The organism is Klebsiella sp. GB_Kp056, from assembly GCF_040064755.1.
Taxonomy (GTDB): domain Bacteria; phylum Pseudomonadota; class Gammaproteobacteria; order Enterobacterales; family Enterobacteriaceae; genus Klebsiella; species Klebsiella quasipneumoniae.
In genome coordinates, this window is the sequence record NZ_JBEAJA010000006.1 from 1 (window position 1) to 11,007 (window position 11,007).

Annotated in this window: 8 protein-coding genes and 2 pseudogenes; 6 read left to right on the plus strand and 4 right to left on the minus strand. The window is 60.9% G+C overall.

Annotation, left to right across the window (positions count from 1 at the left end; genetic code table 11):
* Positions 1-357: 357 nt before the first annotated feature.
* Together cstA and ABLV52_RS00425 are read left to right on the plus strand one after the other, a co-directional pair.
* Complete coding sequence (gene cstA / locus ABLV52_RS00420) at positions 358-2,463, plus strand: pyruvate/proton symporter CstA (protein WP_023288789.1); 2,106 nt, start codon at positions 358-360, stop codon at positions 2,461-2,463.
* A gap of 60 nt (positions 2,464-2,523) precedes the next feature.
* Entirely contained in the window at positions 2,524-2,721 is a 198-nt protein-coding gene (locus ABLV52_RS00425) for a YbdD/YjiX family protein (RefSeq protein ID WP_023288790.1), read from the plus strand.
* Here the strand turns inward: ABLV52_RS00425 and ABLV52_RS00430 are convergent.
* The 4 genes and pseudogenes from ABLV52_RS00430 to ABLV52_RS00445 form a co-directional block, all read right to left on the minus strand.
* A pseudogene (locus ABLV52_RS00430) lies at positions 2,718-3,121 on the minus strand (helix-turn-helix transcriptional regulator). The gene ABLV52_RS00425 and the pseudogene ABLV52_RS00430 overlap by 4 nt on opposite strands.
* A pseudogene (locus tag ABLV52_RS00435) lies at positions 3,096-3,228 on the minus strand (hypothetical protein). Before ABLV52_RS00435 ends, ABLV52_RS00430 begins: the two co-directional pseudogenes overlap by 26 nt.
* 184 nt (positions 3,229-3,412) lie before the next feature.
* Positions 3,413-4,156, minus strand: coding sequence for a 3-oxoacyl-ACP reductase family protein (locus ABLV52_RS00440; protein WP_023288792.1), 744 nt, complete (start codon positions 4,154-4,156; stop codon positions 3,413-3,415).
* 57 nt (positions 4,157-4,213) lie between these two features.
* Positions 4,214-5,302, minus strand: coding sequence for an oxidoreductase (locus tag ABLV52_RS00445; RefSeq protein ID WP_348889862.1), 1,089 nt, complete (start codon positions 5,300-5,302; stop codon positions 4,214-4,216).
* Between the two features lie 163 nt (positions 5,303-5,465).
* On the opposite strand from ABLV52_RS00445, the gene ABLV52_RS00450 reads away from it, so the two are divergent.
* The 4 genes from ABLV52_RS00450 (at position 5,466) to ABLV52_RS00465 (ending at position 10,408) form a co-directional block, all read left to right on the plus strand.
* Complete coding sequence (locus tag ABLV52_RS00450; protein WP_348889863.1) at positions 5,466-6,968, plus strand: sugar ABC transporter ATP-binding protein; 1,503 nt, start codon at positions 5,466-5,468, stop codon at positions 6,966-6,968.
* Complete coding sequence (locus tag ABLV52_RS00455; protein WP_180402567.1) at positions 6,965-7,963, plus strand: ABC transporter permease; 999 nt, start codon at positions 6,965-6,967, stop codon at positions 7,961-7,963. Before ABLV52_RS00450 ends, ABLV52_RS00455 begins: the two co-directional genes overlap by 4 nt.
* Before the next feature lie 20 nt (positions 7,964-7,983).
* Entirely contained in the window at positions 7,984-9,048 is a 1,065-nt protein-coding gene (locus ABLV52_RS00460; RefSeq protein ID WP_023288796.1) for a sugar ABC transporter substrate-binding protein, read from the plus strand.
* Between the two features lie 118 nt (positions 9,049-9,166).
* Positions 9,167-10,408, plus strand: coding sequence for an LVIVD repeat-containing protein (locus ABLV52_RS00465; RefSeq protein ID WP_048297023.1), 1,242 nt, complete (start codon positions 9,167-9,169; stop codon positions 10,406-10,408).
* The last annotated feature ends 599 nt before the right edge of the window (positions 10,409-11,007 follow it).

Consider the following 11,007-nt stretch of genomic DNA (forward strand, 5'->3'; position numbering starts at 1 on the left):
AATGGGTAGCCCGGATAAGGCGCAGCGCGCCGCCATCCGGGAATATCCCTGCTCGGCTGTACTTAGCAGGGCTACGGTTTCTGGGTCAGGAAGCCGCTGTTTCCCCGGCTTGCGCTGCGCTTAGCCGGACTACGGATCTGTAGGTCGGGTAAGGCGTTAGCCGCCACCCGACAAACAAACGGCACCGTTCACGATAATCCTTTCATTCATTTTCCTGCCTTAAGTGATCTCGCTAGCAATGTGAGACAAATCTCTGTGGGTGGACGGCATCTGCGCTGTTTCGATGTTGTTAAATTCTGCGTTGTGTTCTAGAAACAAACTGTAACATCCTGATTACCCTACCGGTGGACCACAACAATGAATAATTCAGGGAAATACCTTATCTGGGCACTGCTCTCCGTGATCGGAGCCTTTGCCCTCGGCTACATTGCTTTAAACCGGGGTGAGCAGATCAACGCGCTGTGGATTGTCGTCGCGGCAGTCTGCGTTTATCTGATCGCGTATCGTTTTTACGGCCTGTATATCGCCAAAACCGTGCTCGGCGTCGACCCGACGCGCATGACGCCCGCGGTGCGGCATAACGATGGCCTCGACTATGTCCCGACTGACAAAAAAGTGCTGTTCGGTCACCATTTTGCCGCCATCGCCGGCGCGGGGCCGCTGGTGGGCCCGGTGCTCGCCGCGCAGATGGGCTATCTGCCGGGGATGATCTGGATCCTCGCCGGCGTAGTGCTGGCCGGGGCGGTGCAGGATTTTATGGTGCTGTTCGTTTCCACCCGTCGCGACGGCCGTTCGCTGGGCGAGCTGGTGAAAGAGGAGATGGGGGCGACCGCCGGGGTGATTGCCCTGGTGGCGACCTTTATGATCATGGTGATTATCCTCGCGGTGCTGGCGATGATCGTGGTGAAAGCGCTGACCCACAGCCCGTGGGGAACCTATACCGTGGCCTTTACCATTCCGCTGGCGCTGTTTATGGGGATCTACATTCGCTATCTGCGCCCGGGGCGCATTGGCGAAGTGTCGGTGATTGGGCTGGTATTGCTGGTGTTCGCCATTATCTCCGGCGGCTGGGTAGCGGAAAGCCCGACCTGGGCGCCGTTCTTTGACTTTACCGGCGTCCAGCTCACCTGGATGCTGGTGGGCTACGGCTTTGTCGCCGCGGTGCTGCCGGTCTGGCTGCTGCTCGCCCCGCGCGACTACCTCTCCACCTTCCTGAAAATCGGCACTATCGTCGGTCTGGCGATCGGCATTCTGATTATGCGTCCGACCCTGACCATGCCGGCGCTGACCAAATTTATCGACGGTACTGGCCCGGTATGGACTGGCAACCTGTTCCCGTTCCTGTTTATCACCATCGCTTGCGGCGCGGTGTCGGGCTTCCACGCCCTGATTGCCTCCGGTACCACGCCGAAGATGCTGGCGAATGAAAATCAGGCCTGCTTTATCGGCTACGGCGGCATGCTGATGGAATCCTTCGTGGCGATTATGGCGCTGGTGGCCGCCTGTATCATTGATCCGGGCGTCTACTTCGCGATGAACAGCCCGATGGCGGTGCTGGCGCCGGCGGGAACCACCGATGTGGTGGCGTCGGCGGCGCAGGTGGTGAGCGGTTGGGGCTTTGCGATTACCCCGGAAACGTTGACGCATATCGCGAATGAGGTGGGCGAGCAGTCCATCATCTCCCGCGCCGGCGGGGCGCCTACGCTGGCGGTGGGCATGGCCTACATTCTCCACGGCGCGCTGGGCGGGTTGATGGACGTCTCGTTCTGGTACCACTTCGCCATTCTGTTTGAAGCGCTGTTTATCCTGACGGCGGTGGATGCCGGCACCCGTGCGGCGCGCTTTATGCTGCAGGATCTGCTGGGGGTGATCTCCCCGAACCTGAAGCGTACTGACTCGTTACCGGCTAACCTGCTGGCGACGGCGCTGTGCGTGCTGGCGTGGGGCTACTTCCTCCATCAGGGAGTGGTCGATCCGCTGGGCGGCATTAACACCCTGTGGCCGCTGTTCGGTATCGCCAACCAGATGCTGGCGGGGATGGCGCTGATGCTCTGCGCAGTGGTGCTGTTCAAGATGAAACGTCAGCGCTATGCGTGGGTGGCGCTGGTGCCGACGGCCTGGCTGCTGATCTGTACCCTCACCGCCGGCTGGCAGAAGGCCTTCAGCCCGGACAATAAAGTGGGCTTCCTGGCGATTGCCAACAAGTTCCAGGCGATGATCGACAGCGGCAAAATCCCGGCGCAGTACACCGAGTCGCAGCTGGCGCAGCTGGTGTTTAACAACCGTCTCGATGCCGGGCTGACCATCTTCTTTATGATCGTGGTGGTGGTGCTGGCGCTGTTCTCGATTAAAACCGCGCTGGCGGCGCTGAAAGAGAATAAACCGACGGCGAAAGAGACACCGTATGAGCCAATGCCTGAAAACCTGGACGCGATAGTGACCCAGGCGAAAGGGGCGCATTAACCTGTGTGCCGGGTGGCGGCTTCGCCTTACCCGGCGTACTTTTTCTGTGAGATCAGAATTATGTTCGACACCCTTTCCAAAGCAGGTAAGTACCTGGGCCAGGCCGCCAAAATGATGATCGGCGTGCCGGATTACGACAACTACGTCGAGCACATGCGCGTCAACCATCCGGATCAGACGCCAATGACCTACGAAGCATTTTTCCGCGAACGCCAGGACGCCCGCTACGGCGGCAAGGGCGGGGCGAAGTGCTGTTAACCCTCTTTCGGCAGATAGAGGCTGATCTGCTCCTGCTTACAGCCGTAGAGCGCCGCCAGCTTCTCGCGGGTGCGCTTCTGCGGACGGGAGTCCAGCGCTTCCAGCTGTGACACGGCGGACTGGCTGATGCCGAGCTTTTCGGCGACCTCCTGCTGGGACATCCCGCGCAGGATGCGCCACGCAGCCTGCAGGCTGACGTTTTCTTTATGCATCACGTCGCATACTTCGCCTGGCAGCATGACGTTATCATAGATGTCTGATTCATAAGGAATATCTTCCCAGTGCTTTCATCCTCGTCGTCGTACTCCAGCAGAGCCAGGCGCATACGAAAGTAATCACTGTAAGGAATGACGACATACTGGTCTTTTCCTTCTTCATCCTTGATGTACTGAATAGTCATATTCGGCATGCTCCTCATGCAGGTAGGTGGTGGTGGTTCGGCGTTTAACCGCCACTATCGATTTTAGAAAATTGCTTATCTGCCGTTTTTGACCAGACAATCTTCATCCGTACCTCCACTGTACGACCACACAAAATATAAGGAAATAATAAGACTATTAGATAAATTCCGAATTTCTTATGGGGTAGGGTAGAGCGGAGAAAAAACGCAGGTAAGCGGCAAAACGCAACCCGTCGAGGCGGCTCGAAAAGGCCTCTGCCGGGCGACAGAGGCTTGCAGAAAAATATGCGATCAGGCGTTCAAACCGCCATCCACGTCCAGCCCGGTGCCGGAGATCTGCCCGGCGGCCGGGCTGGCGAGGAAGGTGACCGCCGCGGCGATGTCTTCCGGCTGGCCGTAGTGACCTAACGCAATAAGTTGACGCTGGGCATCGGCCTGCTCGCCGTCTTCCGGGTTCATATCGCTGTTGGTCGGGCCGGGATGGACGAGGTTAACGGTGATCCCGCGGGGGCCTAAATCGCGCGCCAGGCCGCGGGTAAGGGAGTTGAGGGCGGACTTGGTCATCGAGTAAACCGCGATGCCCGGCTGCGCCACGCGGTTAGCCAGACAGCTGCCGATGTTGATGATGCGCCCGCCGTCTGACATATGCACCAGCGCCTCCTGGATGGCGATAACCACCCCACGAATATTGACGTTGATAAGCGCGTCGATGTCCGCCAGCGTCATGGACTCCAGCGGGCCGCCGCGCGCGATCCCGGCGTTGTTGACCAGAATGTCCAGCCCGCCGAGGGAACGCGCCGCATGGGTGACGGCATCCTGAATCGCCTGCGCGCTGGCGCTGTCGGCCTGCACTGCTTCACCGTGCCGGCCCAGCGCTTTTATTTCGTCGGCGACCGCCTGGGCTTTATCGGCCGATTTTTCATACGTAATAACCACATCGGCGCCGGCGCGCGCCAGCGACAGGGCGATAGCCCGACCCAACCCACGGCTGGCGCCGGTAACCAGCGCCTTCTTACCTGTTAAATCGATCTGCATGATGACCTCGTTGCGAGAGTGGTGAGAATCATCATTAGGTATAGACGGTCGGGGTGATTAACGGCTGAAGTATTCCACCTTCTCAAACGCCGCGCGCAGAACCTCAGGGGTTAACGTCACCGGTAAATAGTGAATCGACTCGCCCGGGCGCAGGGTATGGGTAATGACCCGGTCAAGCTCTTCGCGGTTAGTGATATCGACCTCCAGCGCCGCCAGCGTCGCCGGCAGGTTAAAGCGCTGCCAGGCCTGCACCAGCTGCGCCAGGACCTCATCCTGACCGAGCAGGGCGCTTTGCACCAGAATGCCGTAGGCCACTTTGGTACCGTGGAGGAATTTATCCGTCTGCGGCAGCACCGTCAGCCCGTTATGCACCGCGTGGGCGGCGGCGACCCGGGTGTAACGTTCCCCCAGCCCGCCAACCATCCCGCCGCCGGCGATAACCGCATCCACCACATCGCGAAACGCCTGGCTCAGCTCGCCGCGGCGCTGGTCCGCCAGCGCCGTTTCGCTGCTGGCCAGCAGCACGTCGCGGATCGCCAGCGCGCCGTTAATCCCCAGCCGCACGGTGAGCGGCAGGGCCTCCGGCTGCGGCGCCAGCACCACTGCCTCATACCATTTGGCTAAGGTGTCGCCAATGCCCGCCAGCAGGTACTCCGCCGGGGCGTTGAGAATGATGCGCGGCTCGACCAGCACCAGGAAATTCGCGTCATCGAAGATCTCAAAACTCAGGGCCTGTCCGGCGTCGCTGTACCACACCGACAGCGGCGTCCATGCCGCGCAGGTGGCGGCGATGGTCGGGATGGCCACCAGCGGAACTCCCAGGCGGCGGGCCAGCACTTTCGCGCTGTCGAGCAGCGCGCCGCCGCCTACGCCAATCACTACCGCCCGATCGTTACCTGAGGCCTGCGCCAGCGCCGCCACATCGCGTTCGCTGCAGTGGCCGGTAAAGCGGATCTTTTTTGCCTCCGGCAGGTGGAATGCCGCCGGCAGAAAAGGTTCGGCGCCGGCCAGGGCGCGCTCGCCATAGACCCACACCGCCCGCGATAGCTGGTCGGCGTTAAAAAAATCGCTTAGCCGCTGAAGGCTGCCAGGGTGGGAGAAATAGTTGGCCGGGCCGGGCACGACGCGGATCTCGCTGTTGCTCATGAAAGCTGTCCTTATAGGTGTTGGGCTAACCTGATGTTATGTCTGGACATCCAGATGGCTAATATTATTTCGTTGTATCTTATGCTTTTTACGCAGTTGTCAGCCAGCGGCGGCTATGAAAAATTCGTTAAATCAGAAGATTAATTGCCGCACGGGAGCAGTGATGAGCGCGAATCGCCTTGAGATGCATAACATTAGCCTGGCCTTCTCCGGCTTTCAGGCGCTGAACAAGGTGGCCTTCACCCTTCATGGCGGGTCGGTGCATGCCCTGACCGGCGCCAACGGCGCGGGTAAGTCGACGCTGATGGCGGTGCTGTGCGGCACCCACGCCCATTATCAGGGCGAAGTGACGATCAATAACCAGCCGGTCACTATTCGTTCGCCGCGGGATGCCAAACAGCTGGGGATCCACCTGGTGCAGCAGGAGGTGGACGTGGCGCTGGTGCCGGGCCTGAGCATTGCCGAAAACATCATGCTGGACAGGCTGGCGGAGCCGGGGACGACCTTCCGCTGGTCGCGGGTTCGGCAGCTGGCGCGCGAGGCGCTGGCGCAGCTGGACGTGGCGCTGGACGTCAGGCGCTCTATTGACAGCTGCACGCTCGCCGAAAAACAGCAGATCCTGCTGGCCCGCGCCCTGTCGCACCATTGCCGCTTTCTGATCCTCGATGAACCCACCGCGCCGCTGGATCAGCATGAAAGCGAACGCCTGTTTGCGGTGGTACGCCGTCTGCAGCAGCAGGGGATCGGGGTGGTGTTTATTTCGCACCGCATCCACGAGCTGAAGGCGATCTGCGACACCCTGACGGTGCTGCGCGACGGGCGTCTGATTGAGAGCGGCCCGATGGCGCCGCTGAGCGGGGAACAGATTGTCGAAAAGATGCTGGGCCACGAGCTGAGCGATATCTTCCCGCCGCCGCGTCCGCCGCACGGTGAAGAAGTGCTGCTGCAGGTGGAAGGGCTGCACGATGAGGCGCTGCTGCAGGATATCTCGCTGCGCCTGCGTAAGGGGGAAATTCTGGGGATCGCCGGGCTGGCCGGGGCGGGCAAAACCGAGCTGTGCAAAGCGCTGTTCGGCGCCAGCAAAAGCCGGGTGCAGCGCGGCGAGCTGAACGGCCAGCCGTGGCGGCCGCGGGATGCCGCCGACTCGGTGGGGCGCGGCCTGGCGCTGGTCCCGGAGGAGCGGCGCAAAGAGGGCATTTTCATCGAAGAGCCGATCGCGATGAACCTGGCGGTCAGCGCCGATAACCACTTTTCGCGCTGGAGCCTGTTCGGCCATCGCCACGCCTGGCGCTGGGCGGAGGAGGTGATTGCCCGCCTCGGCGTGCGCGCCACCGGTCCCGGTCAGACGCTGCGCCGTCTGTCCGGCGGCAATCAGCAGAAGGTGGCCATTGGCAAATGGTTGCGCGGCGATGCCAACGTTTTGATTTTTGACGAACCGACCAAAGGGGTCGATGTGAAAGCGAAAACCGATCTGTTCATGCTGATCGATGGTCTGGCGCGGGAAGGCAAAGGGGTGATTTATGCCTCGGGTGAATTCGCCGAGCTGGTCGGTTTATGCGATCGCATCTGCGTACTATGGGACGGACGGATCGTGGCGGAGATCCCCGGCGCGGAAGCCCGGGAAGAGACACTGCTTTATTATTCAACCGGAGGAGCGGCAGCGTGAGCAAGGCCCTGGCAGTGAACGCGACGGTATCAGGCCGTCAGCGATTTTTTGATTTTCTCTATAAGTGGGGCATGTTGCTGACCGTGGTGCTGCTGGTGGCGGTCTTTGGCTTCGCCTCGGACAACTTCCTTGACCCGTTCAACATCATCAACATTCTGCGCTCGATAGCCATCGTGACGGTGATTGCCATTGGGGTGTCGATTTCCCTCACCATCGGCGGCTTCGATCTGTCCGTCGGATCGACGGCGTCGCTGGCCAACGCCCTGGTGATCTCCCTGTTTGTCTGGCACGGCCTGGGGACCACCGAAGCCATTCTGATCACCCTCGCGCTCTGCACCCTGGTGGGGTTGTTTAACGCCTTTCTGATCGTGGTGCTGCGCATCCCCGACATGCTCGCCACCCTGGCCAGCCTGTTTGTGATTCAGGGGGTGGCAATGACATACAGCTACGGCGGGTCGATTACCGAAAACATGGTGCTGCCGAGCGGCGAGATGGCGGAAGGCACCCTCCCGACGGCGTTTGGCGCGCTGGGCCAGGTGCCGACCATCGTCATCATCATGCTGGTGGTGACGCTGGTCGCCCAGCTGGCGCTGTCGTTCACCACCCACGGCCGGCGGATGTACGCCATCGGCGGCAACCCGGAGGCGGCGCGGCTCTCCGGCCTGCGGATCACGCGTTATAAAGTGGCGGCGTACGTGATTGCCTCGCTGCTGGCCGGGCTCGGCGGCATTCTGCTGGCCTCGCGTATCGGATCGTCGCAGGTTAACGCCGGCGGCGGCTATCTGATGGACGCGGTGGCGGCGGCCTGGATCGGCTTTTCGCTGGCCGGCTCCGGCAAACCGAACGCCCTGGGGACGCTGGTGGGGGCGGTGATCCTCGGCGTGCTCTCCAACGGGCTGGTGATGCTCTCGGTGCCGTATTACGCGATGGACATTATTAAAGGGCTGGTACTGGCTGGCGCGCTGGCACTGACCTATTTTCAGCGCCGTACTTAACATTTTACAGGGTAAACCGCATGAAAAAGATCGCACTCTCTCTCATTACGCTGGGTCTGCTGCAGTCGACGGCGGCGCTGGCCACCGCCCCGACGCCGGTGCCGGCGGCCATTGCCGAACACAATGGCCCGATCCGCATTGCAGTGATCCGCAACCTGGGGTCTGACGATAACACCACCCAGTTTGTCGCCGGGGCGCTGCAGGAAGGCAAAAAGCTCGGTTTCAAAATCAGCACCTTCCTGAGCAACGGCGATGACGCCAAATTCCAGGACTTCGTCAACCAGGCGATCAGCCAGAAATACGACGGCATTATTCTCTCCCAGGGGCGTGACCCCTATTCGACGGCCCTGGTGAAGAAGGCGGTGGACGCCGGGATCAAAGTGGCGGTGTTCGATACCGCGGTGAGCGGCGAGATCCCCGGCGTGACGGTCAGCCAGCAGGATGACGCCTCACTGACCGATCTCTCCTTTGGCCAGCTGGTGAAAGACTTCAACGGCAAAGCCAACATCGTCAAGCTGTGGGTGGCGGGTTTCCCGCCAATGGAGCGCCGTCAGGCGGCTTACCAGACGCTGCTGAAGCAAAATCCGGGGATTAAAGAGCTGGAGTCGATCGGCGCCGTTTCGTCCGATGTGCAGGGCGACACTGCCAACAAGGTGGGGGCGATCCTCGCCAAATATCCGAAAGGGAAAATCGACGCTATCTGGGGCACCTGGGATGCCTTTAGCCAGGGGGCCTATAAGGCGCTGAAAGAGAACGGCCGCACCGAGATCAAACTCTACAGTATTGATATTTCCAACCAGGATCTGCAGCTGATGCGCGAAGCCGGCAGCCCGTGGAAGGTGAGCGTGGCGGTGGATCCGAAGCTTATCGGCGCGACCAACGTGCGGCTGATCGCCAATAAGATCGCCGGCGAGCCGACGCCGGCCACCTACGACTTCAAGGCGGCGGCGATCCCGCAGGCGCTGCTGGCGGCCCAGCCGGGGGCGGTGAACGTGGCCTCGCTGGGGAAAATCATTCCGGGCTGGGGCCAGACGGAAGACTTTATCGCGCCGTGGTTTGCGACGCTGGAAGCGAAAAACAAATAAAACGAAGCCGGGTGGCGGCGGGTGGCGGCCTGTTGCCCTTTCCCACAGGGAGAGGGGGAAAACCAACAGCGCCCGTAGGCCCGGTAAGCGCAGCGCCACCGGGCGAAAGGAATTCCCTATGTCAGCATTACCTTCCCCAGAATACAGCCGCAATATGCGGCTGATCGGCCATAGCGACCAGGGCGGTCGTCCGGACGGCGTCCAGCTGATGGTGCACCGCGGATTCGCCTATATCGGCCATATGGTGTCGCAGGGTTTTTCCGTGGTCGATGTTCGCGATCCGACCCGGCCAACCACGGTCAACTATATTGCCGCGCCGCCGGGCACCTGGAACGTGCACCTCCAGGCGCATGACGATCTGCTGCTGGTGATCAACGCCCGGGATCTGTTTGCCGATGCCCGTTTTGCCGATGAGAAGGTGTACTACACCCGCTCGGTGGGTGACACGGTCAGCGATGTGCAGGACAAAGGCTGGAGCGCCGGGCTGCGCGTGTTTGATATCTCCACGCCGGATAAGCCGCGTGAAATTGGCTTTCTGTCGCTGAGCGGTATCGGCATTCACCGCATCTGGTACGTCGGCGGCCGCTGGGCGTATGTGTCCGCGCTGATCGACGGTTTTACCGACTACATCTTCCTGACCATCGATCTGGCCGATCCGCGTAAACCGCAGGTTGCCGGGCGCTGGTGGCTGCCGGGGATGCACCAGGCGGGCGGTGAAACACCGGACTGGCCGCAGGGTAAACGCTATGCGCTGCACCACGCCATTATTGCCGGGGATACCGCCTACGGCAGCTGGCGCGACGGCGGCCTGACGCTGCTGGATGTCAAAGACCGTACCCAGCCGACGCTGATCAGCCATCGCAACTGGAGCCCGCCGTTCGGCGGCGGAACGCATACCGCGCTGCCGCTGCCGGATCGCGATCTGCTGGTGGTGCTGGATGAAGCGGTGCTCGACAATCAGGAGGACGGCGAGAAGCTGATCTGGCTGTTTGATATTCGCGAGCCGGCGAACCCGGTGAGTATCTCAACTTTCCCACAGCCTGACGAAATCGACTATGTGGCGAAAGGGGCGCACTTCGGGCCGCATAACCTGCATGAGAACCGGCCGGGGAGCTTTGTCAGCTCAACGCTTATCTTCGCCACCTATCAGAATGCCGGCGTGCGGGCGTACGATATTTCCAACCCGTATCGTCCGCTGGAGACCGGGGCGCTGGTGCCGGCTGCTCCTGAGAGGATGATGGATACCCGTCCCGGCCGCCCGCGGGTGATCCAGTCCTGCGATGTGTTTGTCGATGCGCAGGGCATTATCTACAGCACCGATTACAACGGCGGGCTGTCGGTGATTGAGTATCTGGGGTGAGGACAAGGTAAACGCAAAAAGGCAATGACAATTGCCTTTTTCTGGCTGATGACAAACCTGTTTCGTTATTGTGCTCGCATTTCTGCCGGGTGGCGGCTTTCGCCTTACCCGGCCTACAAAAGACTGAAATATCAAACCGTTATGCCGTTATCTGTAGGCCCGCGCAAGCGCAGCGCCGCCGGGCAATCCCAGAAGATTGCACTTTTTTAGGGTTTGCTCCCTCTCCCTGTGGCAGAGGGCCGGGGTGAGGACAAGGTCAACGCAAAATTGTGCTCGCATGTCTGCCGGGTGGCGGCTTTCGCCTTACCCGGCCTACAAAAGACTGCAATATCAAACCGTCATGCGGTTATCTGTAGGCCCGCGCAAGCGCAGCGCCGCCGGGCAATCCCTGAAGATTGCACTTTTTTAGGGTTTGCTCCCTCTCCCAGGGGAGAGGTCTGGGGTGAGGACACGGTCAACGCAAAATTGTGCTCGCATTTCTGCCGGGTGGCGGCTTTCGCCTTACCCGGCCTGCGAAAGACTGCAAGATCAAACCGTTATGCCATTATCTGTAGGCCCGCGCAAGCGCAGCGCCGCCGGGCAATCCCTGAAGATTGCAC

Excerpts from the sequence above, each read along its gene's own strand:
- cstA (WP_023288789.1), top strand. The coding sequence starts at position 358 with ATGAATAATTCAGGGAAATACCTTATCTGGGCACTGCTCTCCGTGATC.
- ABLV52_RS00425 (WP_023288790.1), top strand. The coding sequence starts at position 2,524 with ATGTTCGACACCCTTTCCAAAGCAGGTAAGTACCTGGGCCAGGCCGCC.
- ABLV52_RS00440 (WP_023288792.1), bottom strand. The coding sequence starts at position 4,156 with ATGCAGATCGATTTAACAGGTAAGAAGGCGCTGGTTACCGGCGCCAGC.
- ABLV52_RS00445 (WP_348889862.1), bottom strand. The coding sequence starts at position 5,302 with ATGAGCAACAGCGAGATCCGCGTCGTGCCCGGCCCGGCCAACTATTTC.
- ABLV52_RS00450 (WP_348889863.1), top strand. The coding sequence starts at position 5,466 with ATGAGCGCGAATCGCCTTGAGATGCATAACATTAGCCTGGCCTTCTCC.
- ABLV52_RS00460 (WP_023288796.1), top strand. The coding sequence starts at position 7,984 with ATGAAAAAGATCGCACTCTCTCTCATTACGCTGGGTCTGCTGCAGTCG.
- ABLV52_RS00465 (WP_048297023.1), top strand. The coding sequence starts at position 9,167 with ATGTCAGCATTACCTTCCCCAGAATACAGCCGCAATATGCGGCTGATC.